This window comes from Corynebacterium sp. MSK204 (assembly GCF_030229885.1).
In the GTDB taxonomy this organism is placed as follows: Bacteria; Actinomycetota; Actinomycetes; order Mycobacteriales; family Mycobacteriaceae; genus Corynebacterium.
This window is the reverse complement of record NZ_JASPGQ010000015.1, coordinates 1-18,479: the sequence shown is the minus strand read 5'-3', so window position 1 is coordinate 18,479 and position 18,479 is coordinate 1. Positions and strand designations below refer to the sequence as shown.

Sequence of the window (18,479 nt, the reverse complement as noted above, 5' to 3'; positions counted from 1 at the left end):
AGATCTCCCTTTTCGACCTCTTAGGAGAAAGCACCAATGATCTACAAAGCGACAATCCAGCAGGCTTATCAGGACGCAGGACGCGAACTGAGCGAGCCGGAGTTGACCGAGACGTACGAAGCAATGATGAGTCAGTGGGAGCAGACCTCCGCGAGGAATCTGCAGACACTCACCGACCGTTGGAAGCAGAAGACGGGCAAGCAGACAGTCGACGCACTAACACGGGGCCAGCTTCTCAACCTGGCCGACCAGCAGGCGAGCGAGGAAGTCCGCAGCGAGTGGCTCGACCCGCTTACCCAGGAAGTAATCGAGGACAATCTTCTCCACGACGAGATGAATCCGCCGAGTCTGCAGGTTCTTACGTCCCCGAATCTGTGGATGACTCAATGGAATCTCCTTCCCGACAACGACGCACTCAACGAACTAGCAGCGAGCCTGTGGCCGGAGAAGAGCTCGAAGTGGCTGCTGGTGGCAACGGCACTACTGCAAGTCAGCGACCATCAGAACAAGGAGTACCCGACCGAGCAGGACTCGACACTTCTTCCCACCTTCGAGGCGAAGGTCAATCACGCAATGACGCTCAACTAGATCCGGTTTGGACAAATATCGCCGCGATTGAGGCGGCTATTGCCTACCGCGACGGTGACAGTCTTGACGATAGCCAGCGCCAGGCGCTGGAACAATACCGCTCTTGGGGTGCTTTCTCCCAGGTCTTCGATGAACACAACGAGCGCTACGCACCTGCCCGCCAGCGTCTTCGCGATCTACTAAGCGACGACGAATACACGGCAGCTAGGCGCACAATTCTTACTGCCTATTACACTCCCCCAAGCCTTACTTCTACTATCTGGGACAGCCTTCGCACCGCAGGATATACCGAGGGAAAGGTGCTCGAACCCGGAGTTGGAGCAGGTGGATTTATTGACGCAGCGCCCGAAGGTGCAGACGTTGTAGGCATTGAGCGCGACCCTATGAGCGCGCTTATCGCTAATGCTCGCTACCCCGAGTCGCAGATTCGCCGCGAAGACTTCGCGGATACCTCAATTGCCGATAACTCCTTTGTCGCCACCATCGGCAATGTTCCTTTCTCCCAGACCGCACCTTACGACCCGCACCACAACCGCGCGGGCCTATCCACGCACAACTACTTCATTTCCAAGTCCATCGACTTGACCGCCCCAGGCGGCTATGTTGCTGTTCTAACCTCCCAGCACTCTGCCGATTCGGCTGGGCGCGGGGCTACCAGCGTGCAGCAAGCACTTACTGACCGCGCCGATTTCATCACTGGCGTGCGCCTGCCTGGCGGCTCAAACGGTGCTTTTGCCGATTTTGCTGGCACCGAAGTAGGCACTGACGTTCTCGTCTTCCGTGTCCGCGATAAAAATCAGGAACCTAGTGCGCGCACCGAGGAATTCTGCCGGAAACAGTCCATTACGGTGGGCGAGACCACCCGCTCGATAAACAAGTTCTTCGCAGACAATCCAGACCACGTACTCGGCACGTGGAAGGAAGTCTCTTCCCAGTTCGGGCCAACCCTAGAGGTACGCAGCGACAATACGGACAACGTGGCAGACCAGCTAGGCGATATTTTACGCCGCGATATTTCTACTGCTGTCGCCAACGGCCAGGGGCTTACCGCTAGCCCAGAAACGATTAACCACGCCGAACAACTAGACGTCTCTGGCCTTATTGAAGCCCGCCGAGAACAGCTCCAAGACACGTTGGGAGCATTGCGCTATATCGACAACGACGACGGCAGCGTGCAATTCCAGCAGCTTAACCCCATCGGCAGCAGCGGCGAGTCCACATGGGAAGACGTCAAATGCGCTAAGAAATACCAGCAGGAATGGAAAGCCATTGTTGACCTGCGCAACACCACCGAAGCAGTCCTAGAAGCCTGCCGCGAGGGACAAGAAGACGAGCTTCCCGCACTACGCGAGGTTCTTAACACCCAATACGACGCTTACGCCAGCACCTACGGCCCGCTTAACCGCTTTACTGTCCAAGCCGCCAAGGAAAAGACACCGGAGCGTATATCGGCCGACTTCGAGAAAAAGGTTGACCTATGGCGAAAGCACAACGCCGTTGATGATCGCCCCTTCGAGGGTGAACTGCCCGAGGAAGTCACCGCCCGGCTATGGGACGAAGCCAAGCAGCCCAGCACCCGCGAGCAGCGCAAGCAATTGCACCTTTCTGGCGCACTGCGCCGCGACCCGTATGTCACGGCTGTTCTAGCACTCGAAGACTTCAATGACGATACCCAGCAGGCCACCAAGGGCCCACTGTTTACTACTAACCCACTGCGCTCTGTCGACACTCCTACCAGTGCCGATTCGGCCCAGGACGCGGTAGTTATCGCCCAAAACCATAACCTGCCGATGACTACTGCCACCTTTGCAGAGCTTTTGGGAAATACCGACGAAGACGCTCTAGCGCGCGAGCTGGCCGAAAATAAGGTGGCCTTTCGCCACCCGCACCGCCCTGACGAGTGGGTTCCAGCAACCAAGTACCTTTCTGGGTCTATCTACCCCAAGCTGGAAACTGCCCGCCAGGTCGCACAAGACGATCCGCGCTTTCTTCCCAATGTCACCGGCTTGGAAGAAGCCTTGCCGGACAAGGTCACCAGCGGAATCAAGATGAGTCTAGGTGCTACGTGGATACCCGATGATGTCTACCGCGATTTCATCATTGACACCTTGGATATTCCCGCCAGCCTGCACAATCGAGTCACAGTAAACAACCGCGCCGATGAATGGTTTGTCAGCACTCCAAAGGATTGGCACACGCGAGAAGAAGTCGATCTGAAATGGGGCGTGCGCGCGGCTAACGCAAATGGCCAATACAACTTCAATGACGAAGAGTTTAAGGATTTCAGCCACGCTGGTATCGCCCACTCTGGTGCCGACGCCACTGTCTACTCGGCAGCAAAGCTCATTGAAGACACCATGAACATGCGCCCGCCGCAGCTCAACATGTCCAAATACGCCAAGCTGGATAAAGGCTACGGAGAAAATGCGCTAGTCGTCCACCGCAAGGCTTCTGCCTTTGCCGGTTCCAAGGTAGAAGGACTAGAAAAGCACTTTTCCCGCTGGGTCACCCAAGACCCAGAACGCTACGAGCGTCTAGTTGACGTCTACAACCGCACTCTCAATGGCGTTGTTGCCCCCAGCTATGACGGTTCTCGCCGCGAGATTGCAGGCATTAGCGACCGCTACAAGCCCTACCCGTATCAGCTCAACGCAGTCGAGCGCATGCTCAACGAACCAGGTGTGCTGCTAAACCACGTTGTCGGCGCCGGCAAAACCGGCAGCATGCTCATGGGAGCCATGGAGCTAAAGCGCCTAGGCGTTGCTAAACAGCCTTGGATGGTGGTTCCTAACCACCTCGTAGAGCAGGTCGGAATCGAGGCAAAGCAGTGGTTCCCCGGCGCAAATATGCTGGTAGAAACCCGCAGCGGCAGCAGCCGCAAAGACGACCGCCAGCGTCTTCTTGCCCAAGCCGCAGCCAATGACTGGGAGCTAGTCATTGTCTCTATGAGCTCGTTCGGCGAGATGAGCATGTCCGCAGACTACCTGCGCGACTACCGCGACAGCGTCTTAGACGAGTTCGAGCGAGACCTGCAAGAAATCGAAGACAACGAGGTAGACGAGCAAACCCGCCGCGATAACACGCGCCGCATTGAGCAAAAGCGCGACAAGTTCGAGCAGAGCATGAACCAAAAAATCGACAAGATTTCTCGCGGTGACACAATCCCTTGGGATCAAACGCGCGGCGACTACATCATTGTCGACGAGGCACACAACTATAAAAACCTCCGGCGCGTATCCAAGCTGGCCGACCTCGCCGAAGAAGGCTCCGACCGCGCTACTGACCTCGACGTAAAACTGCGCTACCTACGCGGAGAAAAAGGCAGCGACCACCCCATTGCCACCTTTGCCACGGGTACACCTATTGCCAATTCCATCGCCGAAATCTACACCATGCTCAACTATCTTCGGCCCGATCTTCTCCACGAAGCAGGCATGCATGGTGTGAACTCCTGGGCGCAAAACTTCACCTCGAAGCGCAGCGAAATTGGCTTTACCGCTGGCAATAAAATCAAGCCACAAACCCGCATTGCCAGCTATGAAAACCTTGCAGAGCTGGCCCAAATGTGCGCGCCCATGGCCGACACCATCACCCGCGACGATATTCCGCGCAAGCTACCCAGCGTCAAAGGTGGCGAGACTACCGTCGTGGAATTCGACGTAGACCAAGAAACCAAGGACTTAATTCAAGATCTTTCCTGGCGCGAAGATAATCAGCCAGACAACCCCAAAATCGACAATGCCCTAAAGATTATGAGCGACGGCAAAAACGCCACGCTCTCGCCAGAATTGGCTAACCTTCCGCCCGCCCAAGGCGTCGGTCGAGTTCATGCCGTTGTCCAAAACGTCGTGCGCGAATGGCAGGACAATAAAGACAACGAATACACCGACCAGCAGGGCAATATCTCGCCTAATCGCGGTGGTCTACAGCTCATTTTCTGCGATAAAGGAGTGCCCAAGCCTGACGGCTCATTTTCCATGTATGAGGCAATCCGCGACCAGCTTGTCGAAGCCGGCATGGATAAAGACCGCATTCGCTTTATCCACGACTGGGACAATAAACGCACCCAGCTTTTTGACGACTGCAATAACGGCAAAGTCGATGTGCTTATTGCCAATACGGCCAAGCTAGGCACCGGCGCAAATATCCAATCTCGCGGCGTTGCTATCCACCACGTAGACGTTCCCTGGCGTCCTGCCGACCTAGAGCAGCAAGACGGACGCTTCTTCCGCCAAGGCAACCAGAACGACGAAGTCGCCCGCTACACCTACATTGGACGCGGAACCTACGACGGGCACTCCTGGGCCACTATCGAGCGCAAAGGCCGGTTTACCAACCAATTCTGGAATGCTGACCGCTCCATGCGCTCCATTGCCCCGCTCGAAGACAACGACCTAGAAGCCATGGCCCAAAACAAGGCTATTGCTACCGGAAACCCTGACTTCGTACGTAAAGCAGAGCTCACCAAACAGGTAGAAAAGCTCGAAGCTGCCGCCGATGAGCACACTGCACTGGCTGAATCCAACGTTCTTACCCGCAGGAAAGCACAAGAAGACCTCGCCCGCGCCCAACGTCGCCTAGACCGAACCGAAGGGCTCGTAGACCGAGCAGAACAATGGGCAGACACCGACTCAAAGGAGCGCACGTGGAATATTAACCACGCCCAGCAAGACTCCCGCGAAGAAGCCACAAGCGCCCTTATTGACCGTCTCAAAGAGGTCAAAGACTCGCGCAGCACCGACTACCAGCCAGTAGGCGCTATCGCTGGAATCTCGTTTTCTGCACGCTTCGACGCGATTAATGGCAGCGTTCAGGTTAAATCCGACTTCGGGCAAGTAGGCCGTGACGCCATTGAAAAATGGGTCATTGACCCCACCTACGCGCACTCGGGAATCACGCCCGAAGAAATCAAGAACAAACAAAGCGGCCTGCTTACCCAGCTAGAAAACACAGTGCGCTCAGCCCCCGACCGCGTCGACCAAACCCGCGCTGACATCAGCAACCATCAGCAGACCATCGACAATATTGACCAGCTCGGAGACCCAGAGTCCTTCCCCCACCAAGACCAGCTGGACTCGGCACGCAAAGAGCTCAACAAGGTCACTCAACGCCTGGCCGACTTCGACGCCTCCGACGCAGAAGTTCGCCGACGCCAAGAATATGCCAGCCGACTCGCCAGCAAAGGACGCAGCCCCGGCTACTCCCTAGAGCTCAACCCCACCGGGTTCATGCGCGATACAGGAATGGTCTGCCACCCAGACAGCAAACCTATCTCCCGCACAGCAGGAGATACCGCACTAATGGATCCCCCTGCCGACCCTGAGCTTCACCCCGGAGCACAGGCAAGCATGGACTTCCTCGAAGGACTCGACCTCGGAGGTGGAGACAACAACAATTCCCACAGTGACGTTTACGAAGAGAACTCGTCCCAGACCCCAGACGAAGAAATAAACCTAGACGAAGAGCAAGAGGACGATAACGGCAATGAGCTGTAACACACACCATCGCGCAACATGTACAATAAACGCAGCACGCGCAATACGCGCAGACTCTCCGGCAGGAATCCAGCAATTAATCACATTGGTGTGATTTAATAGGCAGAGAAAATAAAAGTCGCGCTCCACACTCGTGGGGTGCGCAGCGCGAGCGGCACACACCCTCGGTTCAAGTCCAGGGCGCGCACGTTCCTCAAAACATGAGGAAACCCCGCATCATAGAGTTGGCGCTCTAGCGGGGGTTCAAACCAAAAATCGACACCACCGTGTCGGTTAAGACTTTACCACTTCCATACGGACAGTGAGCAAAGCACAACACGGGCGGTGTCGATAATCCGAAAGGAGACTAAGGCACCATGCAGACCCGAGATGAGCGCCGCGCCAAGCTCGAAGCAGTCAAAGAACTAGCCCGCAAACAAGAACACGACACTGCACAAGAACTTCTCCAAGCCCAAGACGTCGGCTACACCTCCAAACTCTTCGTCCAGGCACTCTTCCCCTATCGCAACCCAGACAGCAACGAACGAAGAATAACTACTGCTGAAGGCACCATCAGCGTCTACTCACCCAACGGCCTGCCATACGGCAAGTACCCGCGCCTCATCATGGCCTACATCATCACCCGCGCCGTAGCTAATGCCGGACGCCTCAAAGAAGGAAAAATCACCCACGAAGAAGCCCGCCGCATTCCGCTAGGCCATTCCATGAGCCACTTCCTTCAAGCAATCGGCGTCACCGGACGCGGCACCGGAGGCGTGCATGGAAATCTCTCTAAAATCCGCGACCAGCTCCTACGCCTAGCTAGTTCAGCAATCACTGTCCAAAGCGACGACGGGGTTCACGCACGGGGTCGCAACACCCAAATTCTCGAAGACTGGAACCTCTGGTTCGACCCACGCGACCCCAACCAGGGAAGCTTCATGGAATCAGAACTTGTCCTCACTCCCCAGTTCTTCAAGCACATTGCCGAATCCCCCATTCCCATCGACCTCAATGTGCTGCGCGAGCTTAACAAACCGCGAGCGATGGACATTTACATCTGGCTTACCGTAAAGCAATACTGGTTAGCTAAAAACAACCGCGAATCCTACACCTTCACTTGGGACATGATCGCCGCCAGCTTCGCCACCAAGCAACTACACTCCAGCGACGCACGAAAAAACTTCCGCAAAGAGATCAAAAAAGCCATTCTTGAGCTCACTACCGCATGGCCCAACGCTGGCATTACAGCCAACGCGGACGGAGTAACGGTCACAAGAACTGCTCCATCAGTTCAGCAGAAACCGCCCCGTCCCGAACTCGACTGACCCAATCCCGACGAACCAGCGCCCTCCGGGGCGCTTTCTTTTTAGCTAAGACCTGCTTGCGCATATTTACCACCCCTCGTGCGCATATTTACCACCCCTCGGAGTTTTCGCAGTTCAGGCTGCGCATATTTACCACCCCTTGTTTTCTGCTTGCGCATATTTACCACCCCTCGTGCGCATATTTACCACCCCTCGTGCGCATATTTACCACCCCTCGTGCGCATATTTACCACCCCTGGGGTAGTTATCCACAGGGTTTTACCTGCGGGTTCATCTATTTTCCCAGGTGGCTTATAACTATATCCCTGTAGATCTATATCCCCGACCGATCAACCAACACAACCGTTCACTACGGGTTACGGTTTATGCTCCCGCCTCGCCTAGCGGCTCGTTGGGCTGCCGCCCAAATCAAAGATTTGGTTGCCACTAAAACATCCCACAACAACCACAGTCCTATAACCCTCCACGTAGCCTTGTGTCTTCTAGACTTTCTTGGAAAAGAACCACGGGACAGGGAAGGCAAGGCAGTGGTCTACAAGCGCTACATCGACGACCCGAACTTTCGAGACAACCTCGAAGCAATCCTAGAGCGCCTAGAAGCCCAAGAGACCACCTCTCCACTAGAACTTGGCGCTTCCATCATGCAGGCCTACAGCCAGACCCGCTACAACTACACTTTCCCCACTGCTCCTACTGCTTCAGTGCAGGACAGTAATCTGCATGACTCCCGCACCTGGAGCCGCTTCTTAGAAGCCACTGCTGCCTACCCGGGCTGGGACAAAGACGAACTAGAACACCTCGCGGAGTCTTCTACCCCACTCGGCGCCGACAGTATGAACACTAAAGGCTTAGCCTCCCACCGCTACCGCGTGAGTGCTAAGCGCCCTGATACGCGCCAGCAGCTGCTAGAGACCATGCTGGAACAACTCGACGACTCAAACCTCGTAGACGTTCACCTCACCCACACCGTAGGCACATACCTCACCGCAGAAAGCGCTAAGACCCGCTTCCGCATACTCCCCCAAGACGAGAATGCTGGCCCGCGCTACCGGCTGACCATCAACACCACCGAACCACTAGAAAGAAACTTAAGCACGGCCACCCGCGCAGTGTTCGCCGCTAATGCCTACACCTTGCAAGGCGACACACTCAACGAATGCGCCCGCACAGGACTTTTCGGAAACCAGGAGACCAACCCGGACGTATTCCACGACAGGTGGAAAACCACCGCAGACTTTTTCACCCACAGTGCCACTCGCGTTTTTACTGGCCTCTTTAAAGACCAGACCACCGAGCAAGACGGCATCACTGTCCCGGATTTCCTCAACCGTGAGGAACTCGACGCTATCGCCACCCGCCTGCATGTCTGCGCACACCAATGGATAGACACTATCCGCCCCGAGGCCACCACCCCACACGGCCCACAGGAGCGCAACAACCTCGCTACTGTGCTCTCACGCTTTACTGACTACAAGACAGACCTTGCACCAGGGGCGCAGGAAGGCCTCGACTTCATTGAAAGCCTCGGACTAGACGGGACTTCTACCGGCGACCAGACCGTAGATAGCGCACACGACAACCAGACCGAAGGCATCGCACCAGAGCTAGAGGAACAGCACGAAGACGACCAAGACGCCGAGCTCTAACCGCGCCGGAGCCGGAACAGGCTTAGTCCTTAGTCGGTGCTTTCCCAGAAATCATCAGGGATAGCCTCTTCCACCTCACGCTCTAAATACTCTATGGCTTCCTCCTCGCTCATGCCTTGACTCATAAGCTCATCAATCATGTACTGGGTGGCAGCATTTAACTCCTGCGGGGAAATATCCCGCAGACTCGGCCCCCGCCGCTGACCACCCTCAGCGGTCGTAGTAGCGGGAGTTGGGGTGGAGTTCGGATAGTCCTGCGAAGTGCTCATAGCACTAAGGCAACCACACCCACGCCTGCCACGAAAGACCAACCATGCCCGCCCTGTGTATAACTCCCACGGTGCTGGTGTAGTTGTCCACAGAAATCCACGCTGTCGCTATGTTCGATAGCGTCCAGGCCGGCATGTCGGTAGAGACCTCTACCCTTGAGGCCATGGGCTTTTTAGACAACCTCCTCAACCGCTACACCCCACGCACACCAGGCGATCCAGTCTTTGCCGTCATTGACACCGAAACCACTGGCTTTAACAAGCGCTACGACCGCATCATTGAAATTGCTGCCGTGCGCGCAGACAGCCACTTCAACCCCGTCGACTCCTGGCACACACTGCTCAACCCTGACGGCAAGGCCATTAAAAACTCCCACATTCACGGAATTACCAACGACATGGTGACTACTGCCCCAACCTTTAGCGAGGTGTATGGGGACTTCACTAGCTACATCGACGGCATGCATCTATTTGCCCACAACGCCCCCTTCGACTCAAAAATGATCATCGCCGAGACAGACCGCATGACTGGAGTCGACGAGGACGAGGACGAGTTCTTCCCCTTCATTGACACCATTGACCTTGCCAAGCAAGTACTCGACCGTGGCCCCTACAACCTGCCTGCACTCCTAGACCGCCTGGGACTGGATAATCCGGACGCGCACGCAGCAGCAGCCGATGCGACCGCCACAGTAAACATGCTCCACGCCCTTTTCGGTTTCAAGCGCGGCGAAATTGGCCGCAAGATTTTGCGTCAAGGTCAAGCATTCCGCGCCACCAACACCTGGCGTACAAGCCACGCCACCCCACTGCTGCCCCGCGAAATATAGACACCCACCAGCACAAACACTAACCACAGCAGTCCATACTGGTGGACATATGCTTTAGCATATGCCTAAACATATGTTCTGCCATATGTCTTGCCATATGGCAGGCCTCGCGGGTGTGCAGAAGTAGACACACGACTACACAGCTTTGCTCTCGCTGTATGGCAACTCGCTTTGATGTCTTCGACTACTTGCCTTTATGTTTGGCCTTCTTTTTCATGGCACGAATCTGAAATTTCCGTTGTGCTTCTTTGTGCCGAGCGATCCGAGAAGCTTTCTTTTTGTTTGCGTTAGCTAGTTCGAAATTTAACTTTGTTGCTTCTTGGGCTTTCGAGGACACACCTGAAGTCTTACGTTGCTCCTTATTGATTTTCCGCTGTAGGCGTTTGGGATTTCCTCGTTGTGGCTCTTCAATAGTGCCAGGTATAGGTACGGAGCGATGGGCGCGTTTTACTAGGGAAGAACCATTGACGAGTAGCCACTTATAGAGTTCGGCATTATTAGGTTCTGGGCCGAAAACTACTCGGACGGCGCGGAGTTGGTTGTTGCTGGAAGTCTCGTAGACTCCGCACCAAAATTGTCCATCATGATAAAGGGTGAATTGAGCAGGCATAGTTGTCTCCAGGTACGCTAAAGCGGACCTGACGACGCCGGATTCTTTAACTCTCATGAGAACAAGAGCTAAAGCGACGGATAGCACCGGTTAGTGCTATCGCTCAGACTTCCTACTGAGACTGTGCGTTTTGCGCATCAGGATCTTACGGGGGATAACACTAACACACCCTGACTCTTGGAAAACGCAGCACACAGACCGTGCACACCCTCATCGATAAAATGGGCACCAGCCGAAAGGAGAAGGAATGTACACGACGATCACCCTCGCCGCACTCGCAGTAGTTTTCGTCTTAATCATCCAGACCATCCGCCGCGAACAGTCGCAAGACCGTATGTATTACGCCGCGCTTGGAGGCAGCATAAGTGCAGCAATGATCCTTGCCCCCTCTTTCCTTTTCACCCAGGCTGGCTTCTCGCGAGAACTGGCCGCACTGCTCATCGCCTTCGGCCTACTAGCCCTGTGGACTACCATTTTCGGACTCCGCCTAAACGCAAGAACCGGCAGGTAAACCTGCATAACACAGAGTATATGCTTTAGCATATGGCTGAACATACGCTATAACATATGCCACACCATATGTTCTGCCATATGGCAGGACTTGCGGGCGCACAGAGGTGGGCAAACGACTATGCAGATTTCCGTCCACAGCAGAGAAAAGGGGGCTACGGGCTCAGTGCGGGAGTATTGCGAAACCTCCGCGCGCCCATTAGCCTAAAACATGACAGCACAGTTCATCCCTGAATTGCGGCTGCACAATAAAAAGGGCCCCAACCGACTGCTACTCGGTTGAGGCCCTCGGGCCTAAAGACCCACGTGAAGCATCACCGCAATGAGCCTCACGGTAGCGGTCACAACGTTGAGGACTCCGCTCACCAGGTTAAGGATTGCAGCTCCTTTGGTGGCGGGGTCTTTTCTCTTGTGACCGGGTGTATCCAATGAGTGTTTACCCATTGTCTACCTCCCTTTACGTCGTAGGGTTGTCCGCTCGCCTGAAAAAGGCGCGCGGGACAGCCCACGTCACGCGCGGGCCTTACCGCGCACCGACGAGGAAGCCACGCCCACACCCCACCACAAGTAGCGGGGCATGATTGTGAACCAGCACTAACGCTAGCAGCCACACCTGACAAGACCTAGAAGCGTGATTCCACCTCCGCCTTCATAAAGTCATGCACGAGGTAAAACGCCCACAGAGCTACCTGTAGGCGCACTTACATCTATCGATTGCCTCGCCTACGCGTTGAGGATGAGCATACGAACCCGCAGGTAGAGCTACATGCGGGTGGACATATGCTAAAGCGTATGTCCTGCCATATGGCGAGACATGTCACGCGGGCCGGTGCGGGTAGGCGGTACCGGTGAAGGGGCCGCGTCCCCGCCCGCGTCTTGTGGTGGTTGTAGAAGAAAAGGCGGCGCATCTACCGCCACTGTGGTATCTCGCTTACTCCGGCTTGTTCCCTGCGTTTTCCGCCCACATACGCACTCCCACAGAAGCGACAGTTTGAACAATAATGAAAATAGCCACTGGGCCGAACCCTATTACATCAGTCAGCCATAAAACGAGAAGCACTAAAGAGACAACCGTTAAGGCGAGCAAAACTCCGATTTTTATCTTCTGTACCTTATCCATGTCCATAGCGCCATTATTCAAAATAAAAACTCACCGCGGGGGATTTCTCCCTTTTCCTAGAAGCCTCTTTCAGGCTCCAAAAATAGCTTCGGAGAGTCGACCCTCTCTTTCATGCGCGTGATGGAGAACGTGCGCACCACGCTTACAAGGCAGCTTTCATTTCTTGAGTATTCTGCAAACGTGCAGGTAGCACTACGTGAGGGCGAACATACGATATAACATATGTCGAAACATATGTCCCGCCATATGGCAAGACATATGGCAGCACTGACGGGTGCGCAGATTTACCGATACGGCTGTGCCGCTTTAGGCGTTTTTCAACGCCCGATACACCGTAGGGCGAGTGACCCCAAACTCTCGCGCCAAGGCTGCTTTCGACTCCCCTGCCAGCACGCGCTGCTTAATCTCTGCTACCTGCTGCGGGTTTAGGGCTGGTTTGCGGCCTTTGTACTTGCCGGCCTTTTTCGCCAACGCAATACCTTCCGCCTGGCGCTCGCGGATAATGGCTCGCTCAAACTCCGCAAACGAACCCAAAATGCCGAGCATTAAATCCGCGCGTGGATCTGTAGTGTCTTTCGCAAAGACAAGGTTCTCGTGCAGGAAAGTAACAGTCACGCCCTTGTCGGTGAGTTCATCAACAATACCGCGCAGATCGGTTAGCGATCGGGCGAGGCGGTCAATCGACGAGACGACGAGTTCGTCACCGTCGCGCACATAGGCCATACACTCGACAAGTCCAGGACGCTCTGTTTTAGTGCGGCCGGAAATCTTATCCTCAAAGAACCGGTCAATCCTGCCGGAAGCATTGAGCAGTTCTTTTTGACGCTGATTATTCTGCTCCACCGTCGAGACACGGATGTACCCCACCCGCTGCCCATGCGAACCAGAGTCATTGCCCATTAGTCTTCGCCCCGCGAGGGGTTAAAGGCAGCATTCTCCTGGGCGATGACCGCATCACGATATGACTCAACCACCCGCGCCAAGGCAGCCAACTGTGCCCCGTCGAGACCATCAGCGTCAGCAAGCAAGGATTGTACAATCCTGCCCAACGCCTGCTGCCCCGACGACAACCCATCATGCAGATCTTTCACCCGCGCCAACGCGGGCACAGAGTCAATATGACTTTCAATATGGAAACCATCAGACGACAACACCACACTCACCACTTTCTGTATAGATAAGGCCTTGACCCCATTATACAGGTGTAAAATAATTATCGAATCTGCCTTATTTTACACGTAACTTACCGGCTGAAAAGCGCGTAACAATAGGGTGTACTCTATATAACTAATATTACCTACGGAGATGGAATGATTGATTTTTTAGCGTGGAGTGGATCTGGGGCGGTCGTCGGGTCTTTTGCGACAATACTTTTCAATTACGTTAGAAACCGGAAAGTTGACAAGCAAAAGGAAAAATCTCTCGCCGATAGTAAGTTAGAGAAGAAGCGCATTCGGCAAATGGAGGCCGTTAGATCTGTCCTAGGTGTGATGTCCAGGGACGTTGTTCTGGCCCCCGCCCGTAATGACACCGTGCCGATTCAAGAAGTATCTGTCCAGACCGCTTGAAGGCATGTTAGAGTTTGGGGCATGTCGAGTCCCGAATCAGACAGGTCAGGGGTTGTCGGTCACACCGCCAGCCCCTTGAACCACTAGTTACGACGCCCACGATCTGTGTGGGCGTATGTCTGGCGTACCCGGGGCGCTGGCCGTGGTGACAAGAAGAACCATTTCTTGATCTCACACCTCGGAGTACTCGATGCCTTTTGCCCTCTACATGCTTGCCCTGGCGGTCTTCGTCATGGGCACTTCAGAATTCATGCTCGCGGGATTGCTCCCCGCGATCGCGACCGAACTTGACGTCTCGGTCGGCACTGCGGGCCTGCTGACCTCCGCATTCGCAGTCGGTACGGTCGTCGGCGCGCCAGTGATGGCGGCATTCGCTCGCCGTTGGCCACCGCGGCTCACATTGATCGTTTGCCTTCTCGTGTTCGCGGGAAGCCACGTCATCGGAGCGATGACACCAGTGTTCTCTCTCCTGCTCATCACCCGGGTGCTCAGCGCTCTCGCAAACGCAGGATTCCTCGCCGTAGCACTGAGCACGGCCACTACCCTCGTGCCAGCGAACCAGAAGGGGCGTGCACTGTCGATCCTGCTCTCCGGCACGACGATCGCAACCGTCGTGGGCGTCCCCGCCGGGGCACTGCTCGGCACAGCGCTGGGCTGGCGAACGACGTTCTGGGCGATCGCCATCCTCTGTATTCCCGCGGCCGTTGGAGTCATTCGTGGCGTCACGAACAATGTTGGTCGGAGCGAGACTAGCGCGACCTCACCAAGGCTCCGTGTCGAGCTCAGCCAGTTGGCGACGCCGCGGCTCATCCTGGCCATGGCACTCGGAGCGCTGATCAACGGAGGGACCTTTGCGGCATTCACCTTCCTGGCACCCATCGTGACCGAGACCGCGGGCTTGGCCGAAGCGTGGGTGTCCGTCGCGCTGGTGATGTTCGGCATCGGATCGTTCCTTGGCGTCACGATCGCAGGACGACTATCAGATCAACGACCTGGCCTCGTGCTCGCAGTCGGCGGACCGCTATTGCTGACAGGCTGGATCGTGTTGGCAGTGGTCGCATCTCATCCCGTTGCGCTTATCGTCCTCGTCCTCGTTCAGGGATTCCTGTCGTTCGGCGTCGGCAGTACTCTGATCACGCGTGTGCTGTATGCAGCATCGGGTGCGCCAACGATGGGCGGTTCGTACGCAACCGCAGCATTGAATATCGGAGCTGCAGCGGGGCCCGTGCTTGGTGCGCTCGGGCTCGCGACCGGGCTGGGGCTGCTCGCGCCGGTTTGGGTCGCTTCGGTGCTGACAGCGATCGCTCTCGTCATCATGCTTCTCACCAGACGCGCGCTTACGAAGACCGCGGCGGAGGCCAATTGATGACCCATCCGAACGCTCTTCTCACTCCTCGTGCCCGTCTCCGGTTAGCTCGGCTGATTGTCGAAGACGGCTATCCGGCCACGATCGCCGCAAAGATGGGGTCGTTTGCGGGAGAGGGCGAAATCCTACGCTAAGGCTTTGGCCAACGATATTCTCCGGTAAGATTGATGTGTTCCCAGGGGATAGGAGAAGTCGCTTGATATCTAGTATGACGTCTGTCGCACCTGCTTGATCGCGGCCGCGATAGCTAGATCGCGTTGCTCCTCTTCTCCATCCGCGTTCCAAGCTGCGGAAAGGCACCCATAAGCGTACGCCTGGTCGAGCAGGCGACGCGGATCGACGTCCAGCGCACGAGAGAATGCGTCCGCCATCTGTGCAATGCGTCTAGGATCGAGACAAAGGTCGTCTCTGTCAGCCGGATCGTAGAACATATTGGCGGCGCCAAAGCCCACTTCACCGACCAGACCGACGGGATCTATCACCAGCCAGCCGCGACTGGAGAACATGATGTTTTCATGATGCAGATCGCCATGTAGCCCACGCAGTTCCGAGGCATTGCTCATCATTTGATCGGCTATAATCGCCGCGTGGACGTAGTCAGTTTGACAACCTGCGTTTTGATCATCGCGCGCCCGCTGAAACAAAGCTGCAAAGCGATCCCGGATCGGGAGAAGGGCAGAAGGCAGGGGTTCCTCAGATGCGGCATACAGCTTCGCCATTAGTTCCGCTGCAATTTCGGTCGCCTGGTAGTCGCCGTGCTCGGCAACGATGTGAGAGAGCATTCGCTCCCCGGCATATTCGAGCAACATCAGATTGTTCTCACGACCGAGCAACCGGACTGCTCCCCTCCCATTGCGCCATACCAGATAGTCGGCCCCGCGCAGTTCATCAGCAATGTCTTCTATAGGTTTCAATCCCTTGACGATTGCAGGAGTCCCGTCTGGCAATGAAACTTTCCAAACGAGGCTGGAAAAGGTGTCCGCAATGAGAACAGGTTGCGAAACGTGCCAATGAGCAGGAAAAACAGGCGGCATGAACATCAACCCCAAGTCAGAGGGTCCAATCGCAGATAGAAGGCAAGGCGTTCGCGGTCGGGGGCTTCGATCCCCAATACATTGAATAGGACAGCGAAGGCGCGCTCTGCTTCATCTGGCGCTGCCCAGTTCTCTTCGGCGTTAGCAATCATGAGTGCCAAATCGGCATAGCGATCTGCTGTTCCGAGCCGCCCAAGGTCGATCAGACCCGTGCATTGAAGAGTTTTAGGGTCCACCATGAAGTTCGGCATGCAGGGATCACCATGGCAAACAACCATATCGGTGCGCTCTTGGTCGAGCCGCACCGGTAGCTCTCGTTCGACACGAGCCAAAAGATCGAGCTGCGGCGTACTCTTGTCCTCGTCCGGTAAGAAGTCGGGATTGACGGCATTGCGGGACACCACATCAACGGCGCGTCCGAACATTCGCGACAGCCTGCGCTCAAACGGACATTGATCAACCGATAGGCTGTGAACAGCGCCAAGTTGCTGCCCCATTGACGGCCACGCTTTGAGCAAATCCGCTCCAGACAGATCAGCCGCCGGTACTCCCGGAATTGCCGTTATCACCAAGCATGCACCCTCCTGTTCCTCCTGCCAGTTGATCACCTCGGGGCAAGCCACACCTCGACCTTTGAGCCAAATGAGGCGGTCACGCTCTCCAGCGAGCTCACCGCGGCGGGAAGCAGGTGCGATTTTCGCGAAGGCATGCCCGTCACCACGTCGAAAAACAAAATCACCAGATTCTCCGCCTCTGACAGGCAACCAGTCAGAATGCGATTCACCAAAAAAAATATTAGTTCGATTCAATGGAGGTTCCTTCAGTTTTCTGATGAAGCGCGGAGGTGGCTCAACTGGGCCTGACCCCCGGAAAGTGGACACGTCGGGGGTTAGCTATGCTGCTCTAGTCAGTGTAGCTGAATTCTCGGCTTCAAAGACATCAGGAGCTAGAAGGTTGCACCAGTAGTGCCGTCTGCGGGTGTTGTAGCGCATGCACCACCGGAAGACTTCTTGGCGGCAGGAGATCGGATTGTCAAAGACTTTCCTGTCACGCAAGATTTCCCGCTTGAGCGTGGCGTTAAACGATTCTGCTAGGGCGTTATCAGCACTCGTTCCTACCGCTCCCATAGACTGGCGCACACCCAACGACGAGCAATAGTTCCTAAAGGCTTGTGAGGTGTACACGCTGCCGTGATCAGAATGGAAAATTGCCCCGTTGAGGCTTCCACGAACCTTGCTGGCATGGGACAAAGCTTCGATAACCAGCGATACTCGCATGTGGTCTGCGAGTGCATGTCCGACAAGTTTGCGCGAGTAGACGTCGATGACCGTGGCCAGGTACATGTTCTTGCCGCCCTTACACGGCAGGTAGGTGATATGGTGCTGTTGCAAAGTTGGGCCAGGGTCGAAAAGCCCAACCTCAAGACATTAGTTGTCCTTGCTCCGGGGTGCTTAAGCTGTCTCGAATATCCGGCTGACGATCACCGCGTCCGGGTTCGGTTGCCCGTAAGCAAACATCGTCCCCTGGCCTTTCCGTAATGAATGCATCGCTTCCATCCCTTTCAACGTCCGGTAGGCGGAAATTCGGTTTTTGAACGCTCCCTTCGGCCCCAGGATTCTTTTAAGTCGGCCATGATCTCCCTCGATAACGTTGTTCAGGTATTTCACCTGCCGGTGCTCCACCGTCTGAGGGCAGATTCCCTCCGCCTTCAGCTCGGATATTGCCCTGGCCAGAGCTGGTGCCTTATCTGTATTAATCACCCGCGGGGACCCGGCTGTCGTATTCGACCTCAGGGTCTTGGCCAGGAAACGCTTGGCCGCCGCGACATTGCGCTTCGGGGAGAGATAAAAGTCCAGGGTCTGCCCACCGGCGGTAATAGCCCGGTAGAGATAGCACCACTTCCCGCCGACCCGGATGTAGGTCTCATCCACCCGCCAGGAACTGGCCTGCCAGTCGGGTACCTGCCGGTACCAGCGCGTCTGCTTATCCAGCTCAGGGGCGTATTTCTGCACCCAGCGGTAGATCGTGGTGTGATCGACTGGCACACCCCGCTCGGTCATCATTTCTTCGAGATCGCGGTAGCTCACCCCGTAGCGGCAGTACCACCGCACTGCCCACAGGATGATGTCACGGGGG

Annotated in this window: 16 protein-coding genes and 2 pseudogenes; 9 read left to right on the top strand and 9 right to left on the bottom strand. The window is 55.8% G+C overall.

All coding sequences use genetic code 11. The features are described from left to right. The first annotated feature begins 36 nt into the window (after nt 1-36). The 4 genes from QP908_RS09635 to QP908_RS09620 all read left to right on the top strand — a co-directional run bounded on the left by QP908_RS09635 (nt 37) and on the right by QP908_RS09620 (nt 9,036). Nucleotides 37-588 (top strand): hypothetical protein, encoded by a 552-nt coding sequence (locus QP908_RS09635; RefSeq protein WP_284772171.1) that lies wholly within the window; start codon nt 37-39, stop codon nt 586-588. A 383-nt stretch (nt 589-971) separates the two neighbouring features. Continuing rightward, nucleotides 972-6,083: a helicase-like domain-containing protein gene (locus QP908_RS11850; protein WP_350338378.1), complete on the top strand. Its 5,112-nt coding sequence runs from the start codon at nt 972-974 to the stop codon at nt 6,081-6,083. A gap of 356 nt (nt 6,084-6,439) precedes the next feature. Next, complete coding sequence (locus QP908_RS09625) at nt 6,440-7,390, top strand: replication protein RepA (RefSeq protein WP_284772170.1); 951 nt, start codon at nt 6,440-6,442, stop codon at nt 7,388-7,390. Between the two features lie 527 nt (nt 7,391-7,917). Continuing rightward, on the top strand, nt 7,918-9,036 hold the full coding sequence (locus QP908_RS09620; protein WP_284772169.1) for a hypothetical protein: 1,119 nt from the start codon (nt 7,918-7,920) through the stop codon (nt 9,034-9,036). A gap of 29 nt (nt 9,037-9,065) precedes the next feature. Here QP908_RS09620 and QP908_RS09615 read toward each other — a convergent pair whose 3' ends face one another. Further along, entirely contained in the window at nt 9,066-9,305 is a 240-nt protein-coding gene (locus tag QP908_RS09615) for a hypothetical protein (protein ID WP_284772168.1), read from the bottom strand. Nucleotides 9,306-9,415: 110 nt separating this feature from the next. Here QP908_RS09615 and QP908_RS09610 point away from each other — a divergent pair, with 110 nt between their 5' ends. Further along, nucleotides 9,416-10,135 (top strand): 3'-5' exonuclease, encoded by a 720-nt coding sequence (locus QP908_RS09610; RefSeq protein WP_284772167.1) that lies wholly within the window; start codon nt 9,416-9,418, stop codon nt 10,133-10,135. Nucleotides 10,136-10,319: 184 nt separating this feature from the next. Here the strand turns inward: QP908_RS09610 and QP908_RS09605 are convergent, their stop codons facing one another. Continuing rightward, nucleotides 10,320-10,745: a YjdF family protein gene (locus QP908_RS09605; protein WP_284772166.1), complete on the bottom strand. Its 426-nt coding sequence runs from the start codon at nt 10,743-10,745 to the stop codon at nt 10,320-10,322. 247 nt (nt 10,746-10,992) lie between these two features. Between QP908_RS09605 and QP908_RS09600 the strand changes: the two genes are divergently transcribed. Next, nucleotides 10,993-11,256 (top strand): hypothetical protein, encoded by a 264-nt coding sequence (locus QP908_RS09600; RefSeq protein ID WP_284772165.1) that lies wholly within the window; start codon nt 10,993-10,995, stop codon nt 11,254-11,256. Between the two features lie 930 nt (nt 11,257-12,186). Here the strand turns inward: QP908_RS09600 and QP908_RS09595 are convergent. From QP908_RS09595 to QP908_RS09585, 3 genes are all read right to left on the bottom strand, one after another. Then, complete coding sequence (locus QP908_RS09595) at nt 12,187-12,375, bottom strand: hypothetical protein (RefSeq protein WP_284772164.1); 189 nt, start codon at nt 12,373-12,375, stop codon at nt 12,187-12,189. A 306-nt stretch (nt 12,376-12,681) separates the two neighbouring features. After that, entirely contained in the window at nt 12,682-13,275 is a 594-nt protein-coding gene (locus QP908_RS09590; protein ID WP_284772163.1) for a recombinase family protein, read from the bottom strand. Then, on the bottom strand, nt 13,275-13,538 hold the full coding sequence (locus QP908_RS09585) for a hypothetical protein (RefSeq protein WP_284772162.1): 264 nt from the start codon (nt 13,536-13,538) through the stop codon (nt 13,275-13,277). Before QP908_RS09585 ends, QP908_RS09590 begins: the two co-directional genes overlap by 1 nt. A gap of 520 nt (nt 13,539-14,058) precedes the next feature. On the opposite strand from QP908_RS09585, the gene QP908_RS11845 reads away from it, so the two are divergent. The 3 genes and pseudogenes from QP908_RS11845 to QP908_RS09575 form a co-directional block, all read left to right on the top strand. Next, nucleotides 14,059-14,112: a chloramphenicol resistance leader peptide gene (locus QP908_RS11845; protein ID WP_011113070.1), complete on the top strand. Its 54-nt coding sequence runs from the start codon at nt 14,059-14,061 to the stop codon at nt 14,110-14,112. Nucleotides 14,113-14,133: 21 nt separating this feature from the next. Next, on the top strand, nt 14,134-15,309 hold the full coding sequence (gene cmx / locus QP908_RS09580) for a chloramphenicol efflux MFS transporter Cmx (protein ID WP_042529219.1): 1,176 nt from the start codon (nt 14,134-14,136) through the stop codon (nt 15,307-15,309). Next, a pseudogene (locus QP908_RS09575) lies at nt 15,309-15,407 on the top strand (IS481 family transposase); the annotation flags it as partial. The gene cmx and the pseudogene QP908_RS09575, both read left to right, overlap by 1 nt. Before the next feature lie 105 nt (nt 15,408-15,512). Here QP908_RS09575 and QP908_RS09570 read toward each other — a convergent pair. The 4 genes and pseudogenes from QP908_RS09570 to QP908_RS09555 form a co-directional block, all read right to left on the bottom strand. Beyond that, entirely contained in the window at nt 15,513-16,349 is an 837-nt protein-coding gene (locus tag QP908_RS09570; RefSeq protein ID WP_000480968.1) for an aminoglycoside O-phosphotransferase APH(6)-Id, read from the bottom strand. Beyond that, nucleotides 16,349-17,152 carry an aminoglycoside O-phosphotransferase APH(3'')-Ib gene (gene aph(3'')-Ib / locus QP908_RS09565; protein WP_001082319.1) on the bottom strand — a complete coding sequence of 268 codons (804 nt, stop codon included), beginning with the start codon at nt 17,150-17,152 and terminating at the stop codon, nt 16,349-16,351. The genes QP908_RS09570 and aph(3'')-Ib overlap by 1 nt, the downstream gene beginning before the upstream one ends. A gap of 84 nt (nt 17,153-17,236) precedes the next feature. Further along, a pseudogene (locus QP908_RS09560) lies at nt 17,237-17,719 on the bottom strand (transposase); the annotation flags it as partial. Nucleotides 17,720-17,794: 75 nt separating this feature from the next. Beyond that, a partial coding sequence (locus QP908_RS09555; RefSeq protein ID WP_284772161.1) for an IS6 family transposase occupies nt 17,795-18,479 on the bottom strand: 685 nt, incomplete at its 5' end.